Origin of the sequence: Glutamicibacter sp. MNS18 (genome assembly GCF_026107515.2) — a bacterium.
GTDB lineage: Bacteria > Actinomycetota > Actinomycetes > Actinomycetales > Micrococcaceae > Glutamicibacter.
This window is the reverse complement of record NZ_JAPCHW010000004.1, coordinates 270,948-293,445: the sequence shown is the minus strand read 5'-3', so window position 1 is coordinate 293,445 and position 22,498 is coordinate 270,948. Positions and strand designations below refer to the sequence as shown.

The window sequence follows — 22,498 nt, the reverse complement described above, 5'->3', positions numbered from 1 at the left end:
TCGCCGTTACGTCCCGTCACGCTCCTGGGCGGCTTTGGCCTCGGCTTCGGCGGCTTCCTCGGCAGCCAACTCGCTGGCGTAGCGTAGCGCCTCACCCTGGCGGATATCGGCAGCTTCCTTTTCCGCCAGTTTCTCGCTGGCGCTGATGTCCCGCGGCGGCAACTGGATGGACTCTTCGGCCTCGATACCGGCCTGCAACTCACGCCCGCGTTCCAGCTCGGCGTCGAAGACCGCCCCGAACAGCAGCGACAGGTTCGCGATCCAGATCCACAGCAGCAGCACGATCACGCCACCAATGGCCCCGTAGGTGGCGTTGTAGTTCCCGAAGTTCGAAACGTAGAAGAAGAACCCCCAGGTGGCCACGGCCAGCACCACCAAAGCCAGGAAGGATCCGACACTGATCCAGCGGAATTTGGGTTGCTGCACGTTCGGGGTGCCGTAGTACAACACCGCCACCAACATCACCGCGAAGATCACCAATACCGGCCACTTGGCGATGTTCCAGACCAGTAGGGCCTGGTCCCCTAGACCCACAACCTGGCCGATGCCCCGCGCCACGGGGCCGGAGACCACCAGCAAGATGGCCATGACCACCGCGATCACCAGCATCGCCAGGGTGATCAGCAATAGTACGGGTTTCAACTTGATGAACGGCCGGCCTTCTTGCACCTCGTAGATCTGGTTCATGGCCCGGCCGAAGGCACCGACGTAACCCGAGGCGCTCCACAACGCACCGAGAATACCGGCGGCCAGGGCGAATCCGGCCGACGGGGCGGAAGTCAGTTGCTGGATCGGTTGTTCCAGGGTGTCCACGACCTGCTCGCTGGCCACGTCCTTGAGCATGTCCAGCAACGTGCGCGTGGTGTTCTCGGCCTGTCCGACCACTCCCAACAACGAGACCAGGGCCAACAGCGCCGGGAAAATCGAGAGCATCGTGAAGTAGGTCAGCCCCGCTGCGAGGTCGGTGCACTTCTTCCGGGAAAATTCGTTGACCGAACGCTTGAAAACGTAGCGCCAGGAGCGCATCTTCAAATCCGTGGGCATTTTCGGTTTGGATTGATGGTCCGGGCCCGGCGCCCGGACATCCTTGAGGGCCGTATCCGCAGCGCTGCCCGGATCCTGCCTGTCTTCCCGATCGCTTGCCATGTCCCACCTCTGCTGGGTATCGCTAAGGAGCATCCGTCCACTTGCCCTTATTCAAGCAGGTCACCTAACTCCCTTCAACAGCGCACCCGGTTTGCCAGCAAGCTATCGGTCTTCCGGAATACGGTAATCGGCCTGGGAGGTGATCGACACTACAACACGTTCGGTCTGCCAGGGCCCGTGCCGGACTGACGCTTCAACCGGCGGTGACCGGAAGCATGGAAAGTAGCCGGCCGGCCATCGGGGCGGGCCAACAGGCACGAGGTAAGGAGAAGATCATGACCACCACCCTGGCACCCATCGGACGCGAGCTGGATGACTCCGAACTGGAGGTTTTCAATGGTTCCGAAGGCTGTACCGTCTACATCATCCTCGACGGAAATACCGGTCAGATCCTGGGAGTCGTGGCCGTCGGCGACTGCAATGTGGTGCACAAGACCACCTAGCTGAACCGCGTTTCCGGCACACCGCCGCCGACCCACTGCCGAGCGGGGACCGGCGGCGGCGCTGGGCCCCGGGGACCAGAACCACTGCTGAGTCCGAGCCGCGGCTACACCATCCGGTCGTTGCCTCATCCTCACGGCCCATGGCGCATACCCGCAGCCGCTGATCCCGCATACCAAGATCTACCCCCGGTTGGCGATGCCACGGCATGACGCATGGTTCCGGTGGTGGCGAAAGCATTGAAGCAGTCAGGCGGCAACCGGCCGCCGCATCCATGAAAAGGAGAAATAGCCATGTCACCCACTTCCCACCTCGGACGCGAACTGGACGCCACCGAACTGGCCGAATTCATCGGCGGCCAGGAATGCCAGGTAACGATCACCTACAACCCGCACGGTCAGGTCAACGGGGTCAAGACCTCGGGCGACTGCCAGAACGTGACAATCAACGTCTCCGTGGCCCAGCAGTAGTCCCTGCCCCGGGTGGCCCGGCACCTGCACCGGCGCCGGGCACCGGGGTCTTCCCCACACCACGATCCGCCTCCCAAGGAAAGAGCATGGCCATGGCCCGAACACCTGTGATCCTGCAAACCGCTGAAACCGATTGTGCCCCGGCATGCCTGGCCTCGCTGCTTCGTTTCCATGGCCGGCAGGTCTCGCTGTCTGGAGTCCGCCAGGAGATGGATCCGGGCCGGGATGGTTCATCCGGGCTGGTCATCCGCGACACCGCAGCCACCTGGGGGATCAAGCTCAAGGCCTTCTTGGCCGACCCACGCGAATTGGTGGAAAACCTCGGGCAGCTGCCGCTTCCCGCCATGGTGCATTTTTCACGTCAGCATTACGTTCTGGTCGAGAAGGTCCAGTCCCGGCACCTGGTGATCATGGACCCGGCGATCGGGCGACGCAAGATCGGGCCCGAACAACTCATCGCCGAATGCAGCGGCATGGTCATGGTGGTGTCCGAGACCGATACCATACCGCCGGAACAGTACCCGCCTTCGTCGGCTCAGCACCCCTATCGTTTGCTGGCCGGTATCATCACCAGCGTGCGCGGGAACTTGGGCCACGCGGCACTGTTATCCGGGTTGCTGGCGGTCTTCGGACTCGCGCTGCCGTTGGCCACGGCCCTGATCGTTGATGCCATGGTGGCCAGCGAGTTGGAACAACAACGTTGGCTGCTCTTCGGTATCGGGTTGGCCCTGGCCATGGGCTTGTTGACCCTGGCCCGAAACTGGGTCCTGTCCACCTTGCAGTTCCGGCTGGCTGGTTCGCTGAGCCACCGGGTGGCCGGCACACTGTACAGCCGCAGCCTGCGCTTCTTTGACCGGCGGTCGGTCGGCGACCTGGTAGGACGGGTGGAGTCGGCCCACGCCATCCATGCGCTGTTATCCATCACCCTGCTCGGGGCGGCCCTGGACGGAATCCTGACCCTGGGGTATGTCATGGCATTGCTGGTCATCGCCCCCAGTCTGGCCCTGACCACCACCCTGGTCATCGGTACCGCGCTGGGCACGTCCTGGTGGGTGGCCACCCGCTGCGCGGCCTTGCGGCGCGAGGAAATCCTGGTCCATGCCGATTCCTCCACCTTGCTGGTCGACGGCATCACCGGCATGGGCACATTGCGTGCCTACGGCTCCGAACAGCCAAGCCTGCATGGCTGGCAGCAATTGCTGACCCGGAGACTGACGCTGACCCGGTCACGGACCCGGCTCAACGCCGTGTCCCTGGCGCTGCTGGCGGCCCTGGCGATCGCCACGCCGCTGGCCATCCTGTTGCAGGCCAGCACCATCACCGGAAACGGTTTCTTCTCCGCCATCACCCCGGGTACCGCGCTGGGTCTCATGGGGCTGGCGGCCGCAACACTGACCCCAGTGGTTTCGTTGGCCACCCAGCTGATCACCGCCGCCGATCTGCGTCCGCTGCTGGATCGAGTCGAAGACCTGGAAACCGCCCCAGCCGAACGCACCGGTGGACAGAACCCGGGAGAACTGTCCGGGGCAATCCGGTTGGAATCGGTGGGATTCCGCCACGACCGGCATGGCCGGAACGTCCTTACCGGGATCAGCGGCTCCGTGCCTGCCGGATCCAAGCTCTGCATCCTGGGCCCCACCGGATGCGGCAAGACCACGCTGGCGCAACTGTTGGCGGGTTTGCACGACCCGACAGCCGGCAGGATCCTCATCGACGGCCAGGACCTGCAACAACTGGATCCGCAACTGGTGCGTCCGCATATCGGCGTGGTATTCCAGGAGAACTGGTTGGCGCGCGGCACGATCCGCGACGCGGTAGTGGCCGGACGGGAAGGATACGAGGACCAACAGGTCTGGCAGGCACTGGCAAAGGCCCAACTGGCCCCCGAGATCGCGGCCCTTCCGTTGGGTATCGACACCAGGCTGGGTTCGACCGGAAGCGGGCTGTCCGGCGGCCAACGCCAACGATTGGCTTTGGCCCGGGCGCTGCTGGCCAACCCCAGGATCCTGATCCTGGATGAGCCCACCAGTGCCTTGGACGGCGGGACCGAACGCCGGATCGAACAGGTGCTCAGGGAGCTGTCCATCACCAGGATCATCATCACCCACCGGTTGGATGTGGCCGCCGATGCAGACCAGATCTGGGTCATGGACGAAGGGCGGATTACCGAGCAGGGCTCCCCCGCGGACCTCTCGGAGGGCACCGGCTGGTACGCCGGGCTGGTGCGGCAACGGATGGGTGCCGGTAGCACCACGGATTGAGTCAACGTACTGTCAACGGATGATGCCCTGAACAGCGCCGATGTGTCAGGATACTGTCACTTGCACTTTCATCCCAGGAGTAACCATGTGTCCGACACCCGAACACCCGCCGGAGCAGAATAACGAGTCCTCCCCGGATTCACCGGCCGGGTCCACATACCCGGCCCCGAATGCCGCAACCATCCCGGTCCACCACGGGGATCTGCTGCTGACCGGCTGGGTGATCAAAACCGACACCGTTCTGGTCAGGGCGGGTGGCCTGAACGGCCAGACCGAGGTGAGCGTGGGCGACCGGCGTGTCAAGGTGGAAGACATCTTCGAAATGACAAGGGGGATTGACGGATGGGAGCCGCTGAGCGCCTTGCAGCTGCCACAAGGCACCCTCCAGATCAAGGGCGAAGCCTTCCCGCCGGGGATCGAGCCGCCCGGAGCGCCTGGCATGCCCGCCACTTACGCTTTCTGGTGCCGTTTGTTCCCACGGGTCCGCGGGTGCTGAAACGCCAACGAACCGTTCGCACGGTCATGACGGTGGCCGTATTCGGGATCGATTTGCTCATCTGGGGCGGCGATACCCACACACTGGGCGGTACCGAGCTGCCGTTCTGGCTGATCCTGGCCATCGGCATGGCCGGCTACAGTTGGCTGGCCATCGTGCGTTCTCCGCTGCCCGGGTATATCGCCTTGATGGTCCTAGCCGTCGGTTCCCTGTTGCTGCCCTCGGTCGAGTGCATGGCCGGGTTCATGATGGCACTATTCCTCGTAGCCCGGCACGGGACGCAACGCGCCGCATGGTGGGCGTTGGCCGGTGCCGTGATACCGGTTGCCGTCACCACCTACAACGGGGTCTCCTACTACGATTCGGTGACCGCATTATTCGTGATCATCAACGCCGGGCTGTGGACCGCGATGGTAGGCGCCGCCTGGATCGCCGGTCGTGCCCTGGCTCGCAACGCCCACCGTTTGACCACCGAGCGACGCTGGGCAGAGGAAGCCCGTGACGAGGCCACTGCCGTCGAGCGCCTGCGCATCAGCCGGGATCTGCACGACTCGGTGGCCCATTCGATGACCGCGATCGTCCTGCAGGTCGCCGGGGTGCGCACCGTCATCAAACGCGGTTCCACCGGCGTTGACGTGGACCGGGTACTGGCCGATGTGCAATCCACCGCCGAACAGAGCATACGTGAACTGCACCGGCTGCTGGGGATGCTGCGCAGCGAATCCGAATCGGGGACCATTCGTGTCCACACCCTGGAGGATGTCAACACACTGGTGTCCTCGGCCCGCGACTCCGGGCTGGATGTGGTCTCCACGGTGCACGGTGCTGAGCAGCCGCTGGACCCGAGTATCAGCCATGCCGCCTTCCGGGTGGTCCAGGAGGGCCTGGCCAACGCGATGAAACATGCGGGAGAAGGCGCGCGGGTGGAGCTGATCCACGAATGGACCCCGGGGCAGCTGGTCATTACGGTGCGCTCCATCTCCGGCGTGGAGGTCCGCCAGGCGGTCTCCGGAGGATACGGCTTGTTGGGCCTGCGCGAACGCATCAGTGTCTCGGGAGGGACCCTGCACAGCGGTCCCACCCGGGACGGCTACCTGCTCAAGGCCACCCTTCCGGTCACCGGGCAATCCGCTCCGCGTGCCAGCGGGTCATTTAACGAGGAATAGAGGGATCATGACTGCCGTATTGATCGTTGACGACCAGCCGCTGGTCCGGGCCGGGATCACCATGCTGCTCTCGGCCGAACCGGACCTGGAGGTGGTCGGCGAGGCCAGTTCCGGGCAGGAAGCCCTGCAGTTGGCTCGCAGCACCCGTCCGGAAGTGGTGCTCATGGATGTGCGTATGCCCGGCATGGATGGGGTGAGCGCCACCCGCGAATTGGTGCGTGAATCACGCAGTCACCCCGACCGCCTGGTCCGGGTGCTGATCATGACCACCTTTGACGACGAGGACATCGTGGTGGAGGCCTTGCAGGCCGGGGCCAGCGGCTACCTGCTGAAGCATGCCTCACCCACCGAGATCGCCGATGCCATCCGCCGGGTGGCCGCTGGCGACACCTGGCTGGATGCCACCGCGGCCACCCGGCTGGTGCAGCGGCTGCGCTCCAAAAGCACCGACCATCCCGATGTGACCGAATTACTCACCCCGCGCGAACAGGAAGTGCTGCGGTTCGTGGCCGCCGGCCTATCGAACCAGGACATCAGGGACACCCTGGTCCTCAGCGAGGCCACGGTGAAAACCCATGTGGCCAGGATCCTGTTCAAGACCGGTTCCCGGGACCGTGCCGCCGCCGTGGCGTTGGCCTACCGTTCCGGATTCGTGCACCCGGACGATCCGGTACCCACCGGGGAAATCTCAACCAGATGAAGCCAAACATACCGTCCTGGTATGACGCGTATTCATTTTCCATGCAGCAGACTAAAGGGGAAATGTTAAAAAGTCCGTCTCGGCTTCGGCCGGAGTGGATGCACCATTTCCTGGTTTGGGCCGTGACCCTGGTCCGAATCCGTGATGACAGGGATCAGGTTCCGCCCGTTTGGTCTTCACCGTTGCCCGCCGCCACTTGTGAGGGTGGGCGGTAAGCGAACGGAACCCGATATGGCGTCCTTGGGGGAGGAAGCCAAAGCCCATTGCCTGACCGCCGCTTCATCGGTTGGGCAATGGGCTACCTTTATGCCCTCACGGCACCTGCCCTGCACCGTTGGCGGTTCAGCCTCATCCGGTTCCGGTATACGCGCTACCACCCCTCGCCGATGCCCGGCATCCGGGTCGAGTCCAGACTGGAGGGGCACATGTGGCCCGCCTTTCGGCTGGCCATGCCCTTCCAAGCCTTCTGGAGTCATCATGAACATCCCGCGCAGTGCCCTGAAGAACATTGGTACCGCTATTGTGGCTGGTGCCCTGCTGCTACCCGGATTGCCTGCCGGCGCCGTCGATCCCGGGGCCACCACCCGTCCGGGGATCACCGTGCCGGTACCGGACACCGACAGGGTTCCGCGCCCCGATCCGCGCCCGCTACCCTGTGCCATCATCAAGAAGTCGCCAGTGATCTGCGATATTGCCCCGGTTGATCCACCGGTGCCGGTGCCGGTGCCGTCCCCCGTCCCGGCTCAGGCACGGGCGATGGTCTCCAGCACCGATGCGCTGCCGCCAATGGTTCCCGGTCCCTACAATCCGATACCGGGCCCGGGAGACACACCGCTGCCCCACGACTGGCTGGCGGCCTGACCTCACACAGCCGACGTTGCCAACGACACCCGGTATCCACTGGAAATCCAGGTGGAGGCCGGGTGCCACACTGTCCTGGGGTGGCCGCGTGTAACAGCTCATCGCGGTATCCTGCGGCCGGGTCTGGTAGCCCCCGGGATCATTCCGGGCCGGTAGTGCGGTTACCGCCGCTTGCTGATTACCGGATCACCCGGGTGCGGAAAGCTGGAGTCATCTCCCACCACGGCGTCACCGGCGCCGGGTCACTGCAACCCTCAGGAGTCATCATGTTCACCACTTCGAAGGTCCTGGGCCGGACCACCGCCATCCTCGCCTCTGCGGTCCTGCTCCTCGGCAGCGCGCCGGCATTGGCCGATACCACCATGACCGGCAGCCCGGCGCCGCATGAACGGATTGTGCCCATCAAGCCACCGCGGGACCTGTGCCCCGGTCCGGTCCCTCCTCCGGGATGGGCCGTCCCGCTGCACTGCCAGATCATCAACCCCCCGCGGGTTCCGTTGCTCCCCCATCCCATCCAGCCCCCTCTGCAGGAGGCTGCGGGGCACACCGCCAGCTCCGTCTCCTACCAGGTTCGCACGGTGCCCGATCCGTGGCCGTCTCCGACCCCCTGGCCAATCCCTGAGCCCTGGCCTGTCCCGGGCCCGTGGCCGCACCCGTGGCCTCACCCGCTGCCGGGTCCGACCTTCCCGGTGGATATCGTCCAGGCCGGTTACGATCTGGACAACCCGGAACCGGGCATGCCCGTCCCCGAGGGGATCGGCGGTTATCCGCGCAGCGGGCTCTCCGGCATCCTGGGCGTGTAGCTCCGGGGCCCGTGGGCAGCGAGCCAGGGGCCCGGTATCCTTCCAACGCGGGAATGGATACCGGGCCCCCTTGGCCCTGCACGGGATGTACCGGTAGTCAGGATCCGAAGACCATGTCGGAACCGAGTTTGAGAATCAGCGCGGAGACCACGATAACGAAGATGATCCGGATAAACCTGCTGCCCTTGGAGATCGCCATGCGCGCGCCCAGATACCCACCGAGCATGTTCATCACGCCCATGGCCAGCCCCAACCCGATCAGCACGTGCCCGCCGGGCAGGAAGAGCAGCAACGCGCCCAAGTTGGTGGCCAGGTTCACGATCTTGGCCTTGGCGGAGGCCTGCAGGAAACTGTAGCCCAGCACGGTTACCATGGCGATGATCAAGAATGAGCCGGTCCCGGGCCCGATCATCCCGTCGTAGCCGCCGATAACCACCCCGATCAGGATCGCCCGCAGGTAGTGGCTTTGGCCGGTGTACTTCAATCTGGACAGTTCCCCGGCCTTGGGTTTGGCGATCGTGAAGAGCAGCACTGCCACCAACGCGGCCACGATGATCGGCTCGATCAGCTCGGTCGGCAGGATCACCGCGATCCCGGCCCCGCCGAAGGCACCGGCCAGGGCACACAGCGCCATCGGGATCGCGGTTCGCAGATCAGGGCTGGTCCGCCGGTAGTAGGTGATCGCGCTGGTGGTGGTCCCGAAAATGGACCCCAGCTTGTTGGTCGCCAAGGCCTGGACCGGGGTCATCCCCGGGAAAAGCAGTAGCGCGGGCAATTGGATCAGTCCCCCACCGCCGACCACCGCATCGATCCACCCGGCCGCGAACCCTGCCAACAGCAGCAGGGCCAATGGCCAGGCGGCGACCGGTTCGCCATTTACCGACAGGAAATCCAGAACCTCTTGCACCGCGCTACACCCTTATCCAGTTTTCGCCGCTGACGGCGGTTAGGCGCTGAGTTCAGCCACCACGTTCTCGAGATTCACATCCCGGCGCTCGCCGGTCACGCGGTCCTTGACTTCAACCACGCCGTCGGCCAGGCCGCGGCCGACCACCACAATGGTGGGAACGCCGATCAACTCGGCATCGGAGAACTTCACTCCTGCCGATAGTTTCGGACGGTCATCCAGGATGACCTCCAGCCCGGCTGCCTCCAGGTCCTTGGCCAGCTTCTCCCCGGCTTCCAGCAGTTCGGCGCCCTTGCCGGTGACCACCACGTGGATGTCGGCCGGGGCGATCTGCTGGGGCCAAGTCAGACCGTTCTCGTCATGGTACGCCTCGGCCAGGGCGGCCACGGCACGGGTGACACCTACGCCGTAGGAGCCCATGGTGACCACTTGCAGCTTGCCGTTTGAATCCAGGACCTTCAGGTCCAGGGCTTCGGCGTACTTGCGTCCCAGCTGGAAGATGTGGCCCATCTCGATGCCGCGTTCGGTGCTCAGCGGGCCGGAACCGTCCGGGGCCGGGTCACCATCCAGTACGTTGACCGCTTCAATGGTGCCGTCCCAGGTGAAATCGCGTTCGGCCACCAGGTTGAACACATGCTTGCCGTGCTCGTTGGCACCGGTAATCCAGGAGGTTCCGGCCACTACCCGAGGATCGACCAGGTAGGTGATCGTATGCTCGGTGTCCTTGCCCAGCAGCTGGTTCTCGCGGCCCAGGCCCGGGCCGAGGTATCCGGTGACAATTTCCGGGTGGTTCTTCAGGTCTTCGGCGGTGGCCTGCTCCACCTGGACTTCGCCGCTGATGCCCAGGGCAGTGCCCACCGTGGCTTCCAGCCGCTTTTCATCAACCTGCCGATCACCCGGCACGCCGAGCACCACCAGGTGGCGTTCCCCTTCGGGGTCGACAATCGCCAGCACGACGTTCTTCAAGGTGTCCTTGGCTTCCCAGGAGCGATCCGCGCGCGGACGTAGTTCGTTGGCGGCAGCCACCAGGGTCTCGATCGTCGGGGTGTCCGGGGTATCCAGGACCTCGAATGGCGCGGCAGCGGAATAGTCGATGGCTTCCGGGACCACGGTGGTCACCGCCTCCACATTGGCGGCGTAGCCGCCCGGGGAGCGAACGAAGGTATCCTCGCCGATCGCCGTGGGGTGCAGGAATTCCTCCGACTTCGAGCCGCCCATGGCACCGGCCTGGGCGAATACCGGAACCACTTCCAAACCAAGGCGTTCAAAGATCTTGATGTATGCCGCGCGGTGCGCCGCATAGGCCTCGTCCAGGCCCGCATCGTCGATATTGAAGGAGTACGAGTCCTTCATGATGAACTCGCGGCCGCGTAGCAGCCCGGCCCGGGGGCGGGCCTCGTCGCGGTACTTGTTCTGGATCTGGTAGAGGTAGACCGGCAGGTCCTTGTACGAGGAGTACAGGTCCTTGACCAGCAAGGTGAACATTTCCTCGTGGGTCGGTGCCAGCAGGTAGTCGGCTTCCTTGCGGTCCTGCAACCGGAACAGGCCCTCACCGTATTCGGTCCAGCGGCCGGTCTGCTCGTAGGGTTCGCGTGGTAGCAGGGCCGGGAACTGGACCTCCTGGGCGCCGATGGCGTTCATTTCCTCGCGCACGATGTTTTCCACCTTGCCCAGCACCTTCAGGCCCAACGGCAGCCAGGTGTAGATGCCCGGAGCGGCGCGGCGGATGTAGCCGGCGCGCACCAGTAGCTTGTGGCTGGCGACCTCGGCATCGACCGGGTCTTCACGCAGGGTGCGCAGGAACATGGTGGAGAGTTTCAAGACCACGCGTCGTATCCTTTTCCGTAAGTTGCACGCCGCCACCGGGTGATGGACGGACCATGAACTTAGCAATGCAAAATCTTGTGGGTTGAGCCGATTTGACGGCCACGAACAATCTTAGCCGCTTCGATCACTGCCGTGCGCCGGACTGTGTGCACGGCGTTAATAAAACACCGTCCTGCTCGCCGGCCAAGGGCCCACGAGCAGGACGGTTTCAAGCCGTTTACGGGTTACTGGACCTTGGCGACCTCGGCCAGGGCCTTGTTGACCTCGGCGATCAGCGAATCGATCAGTTCCTGCTCGGCGGAGACATCACCGGAGGCGCTGACCGACACCGCGGTACGTCCGTCAATGGCCTGGATGCTGATCGAGTTCATCGGAACATCAACACCGTCCATGGAGATATTCGTCTTGGTCAGCAAGGTGATCTCGGCATCGGAGGAGGCATCCAGCAGCTCGGCGGAAGCTTCCAGCTTCTGGCCTTGGGCCTCCATGGAGAAGCTGTCACAGCCCTGCATGTCCTTGCTTTCAGCGGCCGTACGGGCTTCGGCCAGCTTGGCGTCGTCCTCGTAGGAGGCGACCGAATAGCTGGTGGCGTCGGTGCCATCGACCACGGTGGCCACGGCCATGTTGATGCCTTCGACATCCCACGAACCCTGCTGCGAGATCAGTTCGGCGCATTGCGCCGGTTCGATGTTCATCGCCTCGATGGCGGCTTGGGCCTGCGGCAGCGAGGCGGCGATGGTGTCGCCATCGAGCACCTGGGCCCCGTCCTTGCCCTCGACCAGGGCTTCGACAACGGCCTTGACCTGTGCGCCGTCAAGGGTTTCCCCCGAGCCGCTTCCACCCTGGGTGGTTTCCTCGGTCTGCGTGTCCTGTTCTGCCTGCGTGCCTTCCGGCGCACTATCGGTTGACCCGCCGTCCCCGGCGTTGGAACATCCTGCCAGGGCGAATGCTGCTGCCAGGGGCAGGATCATCAAGGAGCGCTTCTTCATTCTCAGGTCCTCACGTTGGGAGCGTTATGGCTTCCTCCATTTGACCACATGTTGGAGAAAACAAGGTCATCCCTAAGGCTGAACCGGTGCGTCACATTCGCTCCCAGCCTGCTCCAGCACCCTACCCAAGTACCTCGAGAAGGTCGTTGACCTGCTCCGATAGACTCGCGAACTGCTCGGACCGGGATTCTTTGTCCAGTGGCTGGTTAATCGTGATCATCACGTTTCCATTGGCCGCCTTCACCATGACCTGCTGGCTGGCGGCCGAACCATCGCTGCTGGTTAGCACATGGGCGGCGGATTTCCGGGCCTCGGTTTGCAGTCCCTGCGCCGCCAAATGGAAGGCGACATGTTGCCCATCCCGGAGCACCGTGTAGCGCGCGCAGCGTTCACTCCGTTGCTCTTCGGCCTCAAAACTGGCCGCCAATTGGCCGGCATCCGGGTAGGAAGCCAGGGTGATGAAGCTGTCACCCAGCTGCAATGCCGCCATGGAAGCGTGTTCCAGTTGTTGGCCCAGGGACGAGGTCAGGCTCAGTCCGCATTCCTCGGGGTTGACTTCCAGTTCACTGAGCCAGGCTTCCGCGGCGGGAATCGAATCCCGCAGCTGGTGGTCACTCAGGATCCTGGCCCCTGATCGGCCTTCGGCGAACTCCTCCAGTGCCTGCTGCAGTTCCTCGGGACTGTGGGCCTGGCCCGGTTCCGTGCCTTGCACCTCGGGGATGTCGGTGGCGGGGCTGCAGCCCACCAGTAGTAAGCCGATCGACACGAAGAAGGCAACCAGCGTGGTGCACCGGGTTGTATTCATCATGCACCCTTCCCCTGCTTGCCGGTCCGCGCCGCCATGTGACGACCCTGAGATCAGGTTAGAACAGAATCGTCGCGAACGTGCCTATTTGCCTGAAACCCACGCGCTCGTAGGTGCGGATGGCCGGTTCGTTGTAGTCGTTGACGTAGAGGCTGACCAGCGGCGCAAAGGTCAGGGCATGGTTGACCACCGCGGCCATGTAGCCGGCGGCCAGTCCCCGTCCCCGGTATCGGGGATTGATCCAGACGCCCTGGATCTGGGTGGCCTTTGCGGTGACTGTGCCCAGATCGGCCTTGAAGATGATCTCCCCGTAGTGGTCCACATCGATGAAGGTATGACCGTGACGGAGCATGGCGCGCACCCGGCTGCGGTAGTGCCCTCCCCCGTTATCCAGCGGTGAGTAACCCAGCTCCTCCTCGAACATCGCGGCACTGGCCGGCAGGACCAGGTCGAAGTCCTTCGAGGTGGCCGGACGCAGGCTTGGTGCCGGTTCGATATCCGAGAGGTCCTCGATGCTCATCAACGGCTGGTTCGGCCTGACATCGAAGATCTGTTGCGGTCCGCATCCGAGGATCGGTTCCATGGCCATGACCGCGTCCCGTGGCCCGAACACCGAAGCGAATCGCTGGCGTGTGGCCAGCGCGCGCCGGGCATAGGCTTGGGCGTACTGGCAATCCATGGCCGTGGGCACGATATTCGCACCCACCCAACAGGCATTATCCAGGCCTTCCCGGTCAACGGGGGCGAGGATCTGCGCAAAGCTGTCGGGCGCGGCGGTCCGGTGCTGGTCCAGTTGCGCCCGCAGGAAAATATTCGTTACCGGGTCCCGATCCAGCATGGTGAGCAGGGCCAGGGTGTCTTCCCGGCCCAGCACACGGGTCAGCTGGTCGGTTTCATCCTTAGCTGACGGTAACCACGGGAGTACCCGCGGCAGGATTTTCGCCATCGTTTAGTTCCATCTGGCTGGCAATGCGGTTGGCTTCCTCGATCAGCGTTTCGACAATCTGGTCTTCGGGCACGGTCTTGATGACCTCACCCTTGACGAAAATCTGTCCCTTACCGTTGCCCGAGGCAACCCCCAAGTCGGCATCGCGGGCTTCGCCCGGTCCGTTGACCACGCAGCCCATGACCGCCACGCGCAGCGGGGCTTCCATACCTTCCAGGCCTTCGGTCACCTTCTCGGCCAGGGTGTAGACATCCACCTGGGCGCGGCCGCAGGAGGGGCAGGAGACGATATCGAGCTTGCGCGGGCGCAGGTTCAGCGATTCCAGGATCTGGTTGCCCACCTTGACCTCTTCCACCGGCGGGGCGGAGAGCGAGACACGAATAGTGTCGCCGATGCCCTGCGAGAGCAGGGCGCCGAAGGCGGTCGCCGACTTGATGGTCCCCTGGAAAGTCGGACCGGCTTCGGTCACACCCAGGTGCAGCGGCCAGTCACCGGATTCGGCCAACAGCTGGTAGGCACGCACCATGATCACCGGGTCGCTGTGCTTCACCGAGATCTTGAAGTCATTGAATCCGTGTTCCTCGAACAGGGAAGCTTCCCAGATCGCCGACTCGACCAGTGCCTCGGGGGTGGCCTTGCCGTATTTCTTCAACAACTTGGGATGCAGCGAGCCGCCGTTGACGCCGATACGGATCGAGGTGCCGTGGTCCTTGGCGGCCTGTGCGATCTCCTTGACCTGGTCGTCGAACTTGCGGATATTACCGGGGTTCACGCGCACCGCGCCACACCCGGCTTCGATGGCCGCGAAGACGTACTTGGGCTGGAAGTGGATATCGGCAATCACCGGGATCTGCGATTTCATCGCAATGATCGGCAGCGCCTCGGCGTCCTTGTCGGTGGGACAGGCCACACGGACGATGTCGCATCCTGCCGCCGTGAGCTCCGCGATCTGTTGCAGGGTGGCGTTGATGTCATGGGTTTTGGTGGTGGTCATCGTCTGCACGCTGATGGGCGAGTTCGACCCGATACCCACCCGGCCAACGTTGAACTGGCGGGTCTTACGACGTGGCGCGATGACCGGCGGTGGTGCTGCCGGCATGCCGAGTTTGACCGAAGTCAATGGATGCCTCCAAAAGTATTTGGGTATTTCTCAAAAACAAGTATGTCACCCTCTGCGCGCTTAGGGGTAAGGATGCGAGGTAAGCCACCCGCGGGGACGGCTGATCGCCAGCGGATCCCGGCGCGGCTGTCTCTCGTACTTGCGGACGATGGACCCTGCCGAGGTGTTTTAGTAGTGAATTTTGAGTAAATACCATCAGCATTTGGCGGGCCAGGGAACCTTGTTACGGAATTACGTGGGACTGCACGCCCCCGCGGGAGGCGTACGCAAGCACCGCGGCACGCCGACCGTGCGGCTCGGCGCCCTGGCGGTGGGCCTGCTGATGGCCGCTGCCGCATTCGCCCTCTTTCACCGATTTGCTGGCCGACACGACCGGTTTCGTCCTTCATGTTCCCCAGCTGGCGTCTTCCAGCACCCTGCTGACCACCCAACTGCTGATCCAGCGCGTCCGTGCGGAAGCCAAGGCTCCCTGCGAAGGGCACAAAGCCGATGGGCCACTATCCTGGGATGGCGGCTCATCGGCCCGAGATCAGGAGAAACTAGTTGGCTTCGGCGACCTTGCGGATGTCCTTGAGCATGGTTGCCACCTGCTCGGCGACTTCGGCGTCATCCTTCGGGTGGGTTTCGGCAAAGCGGACCACCGAGTTCGGGATGGCGATCTTGATTTCCTCGATCACCTTGGCTCCGGCGATGCCCAGGGCCTTGCGGGCTTCATCCTGGGCCCAGACGCCACCATACTGGCCAAATGCGGTACCGATCACGGCTGCCGGCAGGTCCTTGGTCACCGAGGCGCCGAACGGGCGGGAGAGCCAGTCGATGGCGTTCTTCAGTACGGCCGGCATGGTGCCGTTGTATTCCGGCGAGACCAGCAGCAGTGCATCCGCATCGGCAACCGCCGCACGCAGCTGGGCTGCGGCCTCGGGGACCTGCCCCTCGACATCGTTGTCTTCGTTGTAGAACGGGATGTTCTCCAGACCCGCGTAGACGCTGATCTCCACACCCTCGGGGGCATTTTCCACGGTGGCTTCGGCCAACTGGCGGTTGGTTGAACCGTTACGCAGCGAACCGACCAGGGTCAGGACTTTGGTAGCCATATAGGGCATCTCCTCGATAGTTCATGTACGTGCAGCACAATCGCTGACGTGTCAACCGGTTCAACGATTTGTTCCCGACCACCATTCCTGAACCCGCCGTGAACATGCTCACATCAACCCCTCGGGGCCGGTCCGTGAATCATCCGAAGATGCGGTTTAACCACGACAGCTCCCGTGCCCACGGACGATAGGTCCGTGGGCACGGGAGCTGTGGCGGGTTGCGGTGCTAGGAAGCGAAGGCGCTCAGCAGGCCGGTGACCGGGTTCCATTCGGTGACCACGGTCTTGTCCAAGGCGCCGACCTTGTTGAACGGGTCGCCATCCAGCACCTCGCGCAAGGCCTGCTCGGTTTCGGCGCTGAAGATCAGCAATGCACCGTCGGTGATCGGGCATGGTCCCGAGGCCAGGACCTGGACCGAACCGCCGTCCTGCAGGAATCCACCCAGGTAGGCGCGGTGCGCGGGACGGTGTTCGTTGCGCAGTTCATCGGAGTTTTCGGCGTACACGTATTCAACAGCAAAAACAGTCATGAGATCAGCGTATAACCCCGCGGTCCTAGAAGATCTGGATGGGCTTGAATATGTCGGCATATATCAACAGCCCACCCATCACCATCATGGCAACCACCACCACATAGGTCAGCGGCAGCAGCTTGAGCGTGTCCACCGGGGCCACATCCTTCCTGCCGGTCAGGCGGGCGAAGAACCGCTTGATGCCTTCGAAGAGGGCCCCGGCCACGTGGCCGCCATCCAACGGCAGCAACGGGATCAGGTTAAAGGCGAACAAGGCCAGATTCAGTCCGCCGATCAGCGAGATCAGCGAGGCGACCTTGTCGGTCATGCCCAATTGGTCGGAGGCGTTGATTTCACCTGCGATGCGCCCCACACCGACCACGGATACCGGGCCGTTGGGGTCCCTTTCCTCGGTGCCGAATGCCGCCCTGGCCACGTCGGCCATGCGCTGGGGAAGGTGCAGGATCACATTGCCGATGCGCACCAGCTGGTCCCCCACCACCCCGGGCACCGCGCTGACCGGTTGCTGCAGGTTCTGCAGTTCGGAGGCCATCCCCACGAAGCCGACGTTTTCCATCAGGGCCTGGCCGTTTTCCCCGGTCACCACATACCCCTGGTCATCCAGTACGGGACGTTCGGTGAGGTAGGGGGTGAGTGTGGTGGAGTGGCTGGTGCCGTCGCGGTTGTATTCCAGGGCCACGCTCTGCCCCGGGTTCTCCCGGATGACGCCGGTCAATTCGTACCAGGCGTCGTTGGCCACGGCCTGGCCGTTGACCGCGGTGATGGTATCCCCCGGGCGCAATCCGGCCGCGTAGGCCGGGGCCGGCTGATCCCCGGGCGTGCATTCGGTGACATCGGAACGTTCGGCGGTGGCCATGCACCGATAGACCTCGCTGACCGTGGTGGTTGCGGTGGACACCCCGAAACCAGTTACGACGATGCCGATCATCACGAAGGCGATCAGCAGGTTCATCAACGGCCCGCCAAGCATGATGATGATCCGCTTGTAGATCGGCAGCTGGTAGAACATCCGCCCTTCGTCCTGGACCTTCACCTGCTCATTGGCCTGCGAACGGGCATCATCGATCAGCTGGCCGAAGGTCCGGTTCAGGAAGCTCGGTTTGCCCTCCTTCTGTCGCCGGGCGGCCTGTGGCGGGTACATGCCCACCATCGAGACATAGCCGCCCAACGGGATGGCCTTGACCCCGTACTCGGTCTCCCCACGACGGAAGGAAAACAGGGTCTTGCCGAAACCGATCATGTACTGGGGAACACGCAGTCCGAATTTCTTGGCCGGTAACAGGTGCCCGATTTCATGCAGGGCGATCGAGGCGGCGACTGCCACGATCATGACCAGCACGCCGCCGATGAAGAGCAGGGTACTCATGATGCCAGCTCCTTGATGAACTCTCCGGCGTAGCTGCGGGCCCATTGATCGGTTTCCAGCACCAGCCCGGCGCTCAGCTCCCCGGTGGGGGCCTGGTAGGCGTCCAGGGCCCGGTGGATGGAATCGACAATGTCGGTGAAACGGATTTTGCCGTCATGGAAGGCGTCCACCGCCACCTCGTTGACCGCGTTGTACACGGCCATGTGGGTGCCGGAGGCCGCGGCGGCCTGCTTGGCCAGTTCCACCGCGCCGAACACCTGCTGATCCAGCGGCTCGAAGGTCCAGCTGGCGGCGCTGGAGAAGTCGCAGGGGGTTGCCGCGCCCGGGACCCGGTGCGGCCAGTTCATGCCCAGGGCGATCGGCAGGCGCATATCCGGCGGTGAGGCCTGGGCGATGACCGAACCGTCGATGAACTCGACCATGGAATGCACGATCGACTGGCGGTGCACCACCGGTTCGATCTTCTCCAGCGGGATATCGAAAAGCAGGTGGGCCTCGATGACCTCCAGGGCCTTGTTGACCATCGTCGCCGAATTAGTGGTGACCACCCGGCCCATGTCCCAGGTCGGGTGGGCCAAGGCCTGCGCCGGGGTGACCCCGCGCAGCTGTTCACGGGTGAACCCGAAGAACGGGCCGCCGGAGGCGGTGACGATCAGCTTGGCGACTTCTTCCGGGGTGCCCGAGCGCAACGCCTGGGCCAAGGCCGAGTGTTCGGAGTCCACCGGGGCGATCTGCCCGGGGGCCGCTGCGGCCATGACCACCTGTCCCCCGATAATCAACGATTCCTTGTTGGCCAGGGCCAGCAGGTGCCCCGCCGTAAGTGCGGCCAGTGTGGGTTCCAGGCCGATGGCCCCGGTGATCCCGTTGAGCACCACCTCGGCGTGCCCATAGGCGGCGACCTCGGTGGCCGCGTGCTGCCCGGCCACCAGTTCGGGCCGGTATCCCCGCACCCCTGCGGCCTCGGCGGCCCGGCTGATCGCCTGGGCCAATGCCGAGGCATCCGGGGTCGCGCAACCCACCAGTTCGGCCCGGAAGGCCACGGCCTGCTCGGCCAGCAGCCTGAGGTTGTGTCCACCGGCGAGCGCCGCGACGCTGAACAGCCCGGAGGCCTGGGCGATGACGTCCAGCCCCTGGGTGCCAATAGATCCGGTGGATCCCAGCACTGTGACACGGCGCGGATGGGCCGGGGAACAAAAGGATGATTGGGTGCTCACCTTGTCAATTATGGACGCTTTAACTGTGAGCTCCCAAAGAGCCGGACCAAGGTCACATCCGGTCGGCCGGCCCCCTGCCCGAACTGCCGGGGATCTGCCAGCTACGAGTCTCCGCCGTGTCCCCGATAGCCGCGGGCCCGGCTGGTAGTCTCCATGACGCTAACGACCAATGGACGGCCGACAAAGGATTCTAACCATGCCACGGGATACCAACTACGACACCCTTGCCGCCGCCTATTCGCGGGAGAACGAGGCCAGTTACCTGAACGCCTACTACGAAAGGCTTGCCATGCTGGAGCCCGCCGGCGAGGTGGCTGGCCGCAGGATCCTTGATATCGGATGCGGATCCGGGCCGCTGAAGAAGGGGCTGCTCGGCCGCGGCGCAGCCGTGACCGGTTTCGATGCGAGCCGGGACATGCTTTCGCTGGCACGCGACCGGCTGGGGCTGGATGCCGATTTGCACCTCGCCGATCTCGCACAGCCGTTGCCCTTTCGCTGACAGGTTATTCGATGACGGGGTGGCTTCGCTGATTCTGCATTACCTGGAGGACTGGGTGGAGCCGTTGTTGGAGATCCGTCGGGTCCTGCGTTCCGGCGGCCTCCTGGTGCTATCGGTGAACCACCCGATCCTCTATCCGTGGAACCACCCGGGACCGGACTATTTCCGGGTCACCAGGTATACCGATGAGATGGATTCCGGTGGGGTGCCGGCGTCCCTGACCTACTGGCGTCGGCCCCTGCATGACATGTCCGCGGCATTCGGGATGGCGGAATTCCGGATCGAGTCGATCGTCAAACCCCCGTACTCCAAGGGAGCGCCCGAGCGGATCATTCCCGAGAACCTGAAGGACAGCGACGCCTGAGCCGTGGTTTCCTTCCGCATTGGAGGGCCGCGGAGGCCAGAGGAAGGCGGGTGCAAGGCACCCGCCTTCCCTTGGGGCGTGGCCGTATTATGCCCGTACAGCCAATACCGGGCAGGGGGACTGCAACAGGATCCGTTGGGTGTCGGATCCCATCAGCGCTTTGCCCATCGGGGTGCGTTTGCGCATACCGATCACGATCAGTTCGGCCTCCAGTTCTTCGGCGGCCAGTACGATGTCGTCACTGGCCAGGTTCTGCGACGTGAAGGACCGCACCTCGTACCGCACCCCGGATTCCTCCAGGGTCGCTTCCAGTGTCGCCAGCGCCGGTTCGTGGGCGTAGTTCACGTCCACCGTGCGATCGGCGCGGGTGGAGTTGATGACCAGCAGCGGTCCTCCGCGGAATCTGGTTTCGACAATGGCCTGTTCCAGCGCGCGCTGCCCCACCTCGGTGGGTACGTAACCGCACACGATGCTCATACCGGGACCTCCTCCATCTTCTTCTGCGCCTTCTTGATGACAAACGACAGGGCGAACAACACGATGATCGCCCCGTAGACCACCCAGGTGAACGGGGTGGAAAACAGCGTGGACAATTCGTTCTGCGAGATCTGCAGGGACCGGCGCAACTGAACTTCGAACATGGGCCCGAGGATCATGGCCACCACCAGGGGTGCCACCGGATAACCGTACTGCCGCATGAAGAACCCGAGCAGGCCGATGATCAGCAGGATCACCACATCCATGATGTTGAAGTTCAACGAATAGGCGCCCATGACCCCGAAGACCAGGATGCCCGCGTACAGGTAGTGCCGCGGGATCTGCAAGATCTTGACCCACAGACCCACCAGCGGCAGGTTCAGTACCAGCAGCATCACGTTGCCGATGTAGAGGCTGGCGATCAACGCCCACACCAAGGTGGCATTGGTTTCCATCAGCAGCGGCCCGGGTTGGATCTGGTAGCGCTGGAAGGCGGTGAGCATCATCGCCGCGGTCGCGGTGGTCGGAATGCCCAAGGTCAGCAGCGGGACCAGCACCCCGGCGGCCGCCGCGTTGTTCGCCGACTCCGGTCCGGCCACCCCTTCGATGGCACCATGGCCGAATTCCTTCTTGTTCTCCCCCTTGGCCAGCTTCTTCTCCGCCGCATAGGACAGGAAGGTGGACACGTCGGCCCCGCCAGCGGGAATAGTGCCGATCGGGAACCCGATGAAGGTGCCGCGCAGCCATGGTTTCCAGGAGCGTTTCCAGTCGCTGCGGCTCATCCAGCGCTGCCCTCGGGATCGGCCCATGCCCATGACCTGGATCGGCCCCCTGCGCAACCGGGCGGCCACGTGCAAGGCCTCCCCCAGGGCGAACAGGCCCACGGCCACCAGCACCACATCGATGCCGTCGGCCAGCCAGGGCAGGCCGAAGGTATAGCGCTGGGCCGCGGAGGTGTCATCCACGCCGATAAAGGCGATGACCAGCCCCAGCAGTAGCGAGGCCATGCCGCGCAGCGGACTGCCGCCGAGTAGTGCCCCGATGGTCAGGAAAGCCAGGACCATCAGCGCCACGTAGTCCACCGGTCCCAGCGAGATCGCGAAATCCACGATGATCGGGGCGAGGAAGGAGAGCAGCACGGTGGCCACGGTGCCGGCGATAAACGAGCCGATCGCCGCGGTGGCCAGCGCAGCGGCCCCGCGCCCGGCCTTGGCCATCTTGTTGCCCTCAAGCGCCGTGACAATGGAGGCGGATTCACCCGGGGTGTTCAGCAGGATCGAGGTGGTCGAACCGCCGTACATGCCGCCGTAGTAGATCCCGGCGAACACTATCATCGCCGCGGTGGGCTCCAGAGTATAGGTGATCGGCATCAGCAGGGCCACGGTCATGGCCGGGCCGATCCCGGGCAATACCCCGACCGCGGTACCGATGAAGACACCGAACAACGCGTAGAGCAGGTAGATGGGCTGTGCCGCAGTGGCAAAGCCTTCCAACAACAGCATCAGGTTATCCATTGAGCCACCTCACATTCTCCAGCACCGGTCCGGCCGGCAGTGACACGCCCAGCAGTCCGCCGAAGAGGAACTGGATAACCAGGCCCACAATGAATCCGATCAGCACCCCGCGCCACCAGGGTTTGGCGCCCAACGCCCACGCGCACCCGCCGAAGAGCAGGGTGGAAGCCAAAGGCCAGCCGATGGTTTCAAGCAGCAGGACGAACAGGACCACGAAGCCCACGATCTTGCCGATGGTGACCCAATCGGGTTTGGCGCCGGCATCCACATCTTCGCCTTCTTCAACCTCGCCGCCCTGGCCACGCAGGGCCTGGATCACCAGCCCGATCCCCACCAGCAGCAACGCGGCGGAGATCAAGTAGGGGAAGGCCCGCGGGCCGATCCCGGTTTCCAGTTCGGAAACCCGGATGGACCTGGCCCCGACGATTCCGCCGAGGCCGATGAGGATGAAGAGGAACGCGAAGGCCGTTTCACCGGGTTTTTTCCGCGTTCCGAGCATG

At 64.0% G+C, this 22,498-nt stretch carries 24 protein-coding genes; 10 read left to right on the top strand and 14 right to left on the bottom strand.

Features of this window, described 5'->3' with window-relative positions; genetic code table 11:
- Window positions 1-6: 6 nt before the first annotated feature.
- Window positions 7-1,146: a YihY/virulence factor BrkB family protein gene (locus OK351_RS07050; protein ID WP_265157255.1), complete on the bottom strand. Its 1,140-nt coding sequence runs from the start codon at window positions 1,144-1,146 to the stop codon at window positions 7-9.
- A 275-nt stretch (window positions 1,147-1,421) separates the two neighbouring features.
- Between OK351_RS07050 and OK351_RS07045 the strand changes: the two genes are divergently transcribed.
- The 8 genes from OK351_RS07045 (at window position 1,422) to OK351_RS07010 (ending at window position 8,344) form a co-directional block, all read left to right on the top strand.
- Window positions 1,422-1,589, top strand: coding sequence for a hypothetical protein (locus tag OK351_RS07045; RefSeq protein ID WP_265157253.1), 168 nt, complete (start codon window positions 1,422-1,424; stop codon window positions 1,587-1,589).
- Window positions 1,590-1,880: 291 nt separating this feature from the next.
- Complete coding sequence (locus OK351_RS07040; protein ID WP_265157251.1) at window positions 1,881-2,057, top strand: hypothetical protein; 177 nt, start codon at window positions 1,881-1,883, stop codon at window positions 2,055-2,057.
- Between the two features lie 92 nt (window positions 2,058-2,149).
- Window positions 2,150-4,318 (top strand): peptidase domain-containing ABC transporter, encoded by a 2,169-nt coding sequence (locus OK351_RS07035; RefSeq protein WP_265157249.1) that lies wholly within the window; start codon window positions 2,150-2,152, stop codon window positions 4,316-4,318.
- An 85-nt stretch (window positions 4,319-4,403) separates the two neighbouring features.
- The gene (locus OK351_RS07030) at window positions 4,404-4,814 is read left to right on the top strand and encodes a hypothetical protein (RefSeq protein ID WP_265157247.1); all 411 of its coding nucleotides are present in this window, start codon (window positions 4,404-4,406) and stop codon (window positions 4,812-4,814) included.
- Between the two features lie 26 nt (window positions 4,815-4,840).
- Window positions 4,841-5,980, top strand: coding sequence for a sensor histidine kinase (locus OK351_RS07025; RefSeq protein ID WP_265157244.1), 1,140 nt, complete (start codon window positions 4,841-4,843; stop codon window positions 5,978-5,980).
- Between the two features lie 7 nt (window positions 5,981-5,987).
- Window positions 5,988-6,680 (top strand): response regulator, encoded by a 693-nt coding sequence (locus OK351_RS07020; protein ID WP_265157242.1) that lies wholly within the window; start codon window positions 5,988-5,990, stop codon window positions 6,678-6,680.
- 477 nt (window positions 6,681-7,157) lie between these two features.
- On the top strand, window positions 7,158-7,541 hold the full coding sequence (locus OK351_RS07015) for a hypothetical protein (RefSeq protein WP_265157240.1): 384 nt from the start codon (window positions 7,158-7,160) through the stop codon (window positions 7,539-7,541).
- 266 nt (window positions 7,542-7,807) lie between these two features.
- Window positions 7,808-8,344 (top strand): hypothetical protein, encoded by a 537-nt coding sequence (locus OK351_RS07010; protein ID WP_265157238.1) that lies wholly within the window; start codon window positions 7,808-7,810, stop codon window positions 8,342-8,344.
- Window positions 8,345-8,441: 97 nt separating this feature from the next.
- On the opposite strand, the gene OK351_RS07005 is transcribed toward OK351_RS07010, so the two are convergent.
- From OK351_RS07005 to dxr, 10 genes are all read right to left on the bottom strand, one after another.
- Window positions 8,442-9,230: a TSUP family transporter gene (locus tag OK351_RS07005; protein WP_265157544.1), complete on the bottom strand. Its 789-nt coding sequence runs from the start codon at window positions 9,228-9,230 to the stop codon at window positions 8,442-8,444.
- Between the two features lie 60 nt (window positions 9,231-9,290).
- Window positions 9,291-11,078: a proline--tRNA ligase gene (locus OK351_RS07000; RefSeq protein ID WP_265157236.1), complete on the bottom strand. Its 1,788-nt coding sequence runs from the start codon at window positions 11,076-11,078 to the stop codon at window positions 9,291-9,293.
- A 224-nt stretch (window positions 11,079-11,302) separates the two neighbouring features.
- Complete coding sequence (locus tag OK351_RS06995) at window positions 11,303-12,067, bottom strand: hypothetical protein (protein WP_265157235.1); 765 nt, start codon at window positions 12,065-12,067, stop codon at window positions 11,303-11,305.
- Window positions 12,068-12,188: 121 nt separating this feature from the next.
- Entirely contained in the window at window positions 12,189-12,875 is a 687-nt protein-coding gene (locus tag OK351_RS06990; RefSeq protein WP_265157233.1) for a hypothetical protein, read from the bottom strand.
- A 55-nt stretch (window positions 12,876-12,930) separates the two neighbouring features.
- The gene (locus tag OK351_RS06985) at window positions 12,931-13,818 is read right to left on the bottom strand and encodes a GNAT family N-acetyltransferase (RefSeq protein WP_265157231.1); all 888 of its coding nucleotides are present in this window, start codon (window positions 13,816-13,818) and stop codon (window positions 12,931-12,933) included.
- Window positions 13,772-14,938, bottom strand: coding sequence for a flavodoxin-dependent (E)-4-hydroxy-3-methylbut-2-enyl-diphosphate synthase (ispG, locus tag OK351_RS06980; RefSeq protein ID WP_265157229.1), 1,167 nt, complete (start codon window positions 14,936-14,938; stop codon window positions 13,772-13,774). The genes OK351_RS06985 and ispG overlap by 47 nt, the downstream gene beginning before the upstream one ends.
- 539 nt (window positions 14,939-15,477) lie before the next feature.
- Window positions 15,478-16,032 (bottom strand): NAD(P)H-dependent oxidoreductase, encoded by a 555-nt coding sequence (locus OK351_RS06975; RefSeq protein WP_265157227.1) that lies wholly within the window; start codon window positions 16,030-16,032, stop codon window positions 15,478-15,480.
- Between the two features lie 226 nt (window positions 16,033-16,258).
- Complete coding sequence (locus OK351_RS06970; protein WP_265157224.1) at window positions 16,259-16,561, bottom strand: YciI family protein; 303 nt, start codon at window positions 16,559-16,561, stop codon at window positions 16,259-16,261.
- Between the two features lie 25 nt (window positions 16,562-16,586).
- A complete protein-coding gene (locus OK351_RS06965; protein ID WP_265157222.1) occupies window positions 16,587-17,930 on the bottom strand; it encodes a M50 family metallopeptidase in 1,344 nt (447 codons plus the stop codon).
- A complete protein-coding gene (gene dxr / locus OK351_RS06960; RefSeq protein WP_265157220.1) occupies window positions 17,927-19,144 on the bottom strand; it encodes a 1-deoxy-D-xylulose-5-phosphate reductoisomerase in 1,218 nt (405 codons plus the stop codon). Before dxr ends, OK351_RS06965 begins: the two co-directional genes overlap by 4 nt.
- Window positions 19,145-19,340: 196 nt before the next feature.
- Between dxr and OK351_RS06955 the strand changes: the two genes are divergently transcribed.
- Window positions 19,341-19,643, top strand: a complete 303-nt coding sequence (locus OK351_RS06955; RefSeq protein ID WP_265157218.1) for a class I SAM-dependent methyltransferase — start codon at window positions 19,341-19,343, stop codon at window positions 19,641-19,643.
- 19 nt (window positions 19,644-19,662) lie between these two features.
- Window positions 19,663-20,007 carry a class I SAM-dependent methyltransferase gene (locus OK351_RS06950; RefSeq protein ID WP_265157216.1) on the top strand — a complete coding sequence of 115 codons (345 nt, stop codon included), beginning with the start codon at window positions 19,663-19,665 and terminating at the stop codon, window positions 20,005-20,007.
- 87 nt (window positions 20,008-20,094) lie between these two features.
- On the opposite strand, the gene OK351_RS06945 is transcribed toward OK351_RS06950, so the two are convergent.
- The 3 genes from OK351_RS06945 to OK351_RS06935 are packed head-to-tail and all read right to left on the bottom strand — an operon-like array spanning window position 20,095 to window position 22,497.
- Complete coding sequence (locus OK351_RS06945) at window positions 20,095-20,484, bottom strand: universal stress protein (protein ID WP_265157214.1); 390 nt, start codon at window positions 20,482-20,484, stop codon at window positions 20,095-20,097.
- Window positions 20,481-21,998, bottom strand: coding sequence for a tripartite tricarboxylate transporter permease (locus OK351_RS06940; protein WP_265157212.1), 1,518 nt, complete (start codon window positions 21,996-21,998; stop codon window positions 20,481-20,483). Before OK351_RS06940 ends, OK351_RS06945 begins: the two co-directional genes overlap by 4 nt.
- Window positions 21,991-22,497: a tripartite tricarboxylate transporter TctB family protein gene (locus OK351_RS06935; protein WP_265157210.1), complete on the bottom strand. Its 507-nt coding sequence runs from the start codon at window positions 22,495-22,497 to the stop codon at window positions 21,991-21,993. Before OK351_RS06935 ends, OK351_RS06940 begins: the two co-directional genes overlap by 8 nt.
- Between the last annotated feature and the right edge of the window lies 1 nt (window position 22,498).

What these genes read in the sequence shown, in the direction of transcription:
- OK351_RS06940 (WP_265157212.1), bottom strand. Translation starts at nt 21,998, where the DNA reads ATGGATAACCTGATGCTGTTGTTGGAAGGCTTTGCCACTGCGGCACAG.
- OK351_RS07015 (WP_265157240.1), top strand. Translation starts at nt 7,158, where the DNA reads ATGAACATCCCGCGCAGTGCCCTGAAGAACATTGGTACCGCTATTGTG.
- OK351_RS06955 (WP_265157218.1), top strand. Translation starts at nt 19,341, where the DNA reads ATGCCACGGGATACCAACTACGACACCCTTGCCGCCGCCTATTCGCGG.
- OK351_RS06945 (WP_265157214.1), bottom strand. Translation starts at nt 20,484, where the DNA reads ATGAGCATCGTGTGCGGTTACGTACCCACCGAGGTGGGGCAGCGCGCG.
- OK351_RS06935 (WP_265157210.1), bottom strand. Translation starts at nt 22,497, where the DNA reads ATGCTCGGAACGCGGAAAAAACCCGGTGAAACGGCCTTCGCGTTCCTC.
- OK351_RS07050 (WP_265157255.1), bottom strand. Translation starts at nt 1,146, where the DNA reads ATGGCAAGCGATCGGGAAGACAGGCAGGATCCGGGCAGCGCTGCGGAT.
- OK351_RS06985 (WP_265157231.1), bottom strand. Translation starts at nt 13,818, where the DNA reads ATGGCGAAAATCCTGCCGCGGGTACTCCCGTGGTTACCGTCAGCTAAG.
- OK351_RS06975 (WP_265157227.1), bottom strand. Translation starts at nt 16,032, where the DNA reads ATGGCTACCAAAGTCCTGACCCTGGTCGGTTCGCTGCGTAACGGTTCA.
- OK351_RS07030 (WP_265157247.1), top strand. Translation starts at nt 4,404, where the DNA reads ATGTGTCCGACACCCGAACACCCGCCGGAGCAGAATAACGAGTCCTCC.
- OK351_RS06970 (WP_265157224.1), bottom strand. Translation starts at nt 16,561, where the DNA reads ATGACTGTTTTTGCTGTTGAATACGTGTACGCCGAAAACTCCGATGAA.
- OK351_RS06995 (WP_265157235.1), bottom strand. Translation starts at nt 12,067, where the DNA reads ATGAAGAAGCGCTCCTTGATGATCCTGCCCCTGGCAGCAGCATTCGCC.
- OK351_RS07045 (WP_265157253.1), top strand. Translation starts at nt 1,422, where the DNA reads ATGACCACCACCCTGGCACCCATCGGACGCGAGCTGGATGACTCCGAA.
- OK351_RS07040 (WP_265157251.1), top strand. Translation starts at nt 1,881, where the DNA reads ATGTCACCCACTTCCCACCTCGGACGCGAACTGGACGCCACCGAACTG.
- OK351_RS06990 (WP_265157233.1), bottom strand. Translation starts at nt 12,875, where the DNA reads ATGATGAATACAACCCGGTGCACCACGCTGGTTGCCTTCTTCGTGTCG.
- OK351_RS07010 (WP_265157238.1), top strand. Translation starts at nt 7,808, where the DNA reads ATGTTCACCACTTCGAAGGTCCTGGGCCGGACCACCGCCATCCTCGCC.
- OK351_RS07035 (WP_265157249.1), top strand. Translation starts at nt 2,150, where the DNA reads ATGGCCCGAACACCTGTGATCCTGCAAACCGCTGAAACCGATTGTGCC.
- OK351_RS07020 (WP_265157242.1), top strand. Translation starts at nt 5,988, where the DNA reads ATGACTGCCGTATTGATCGTTGACGACCAGCCGCTGGTCCGGGCCGGG.
- OK351_RS06965 (WP_265157222.1), bottom strand. Translation starts at nt 17,930, where the DNA reads ATGAGTACCCTGCTCTTCATCGGCGGCGTGCTGGTCATGATCGTGGCA.
- OK351_RS07025 (WP_265157244.1), top strand. Translation starts at nt 4,841, where the DNA reads ATGACGGTGGCCGTATTCGGGATCGATTTGCTCATCTGGGGCGGCGAT.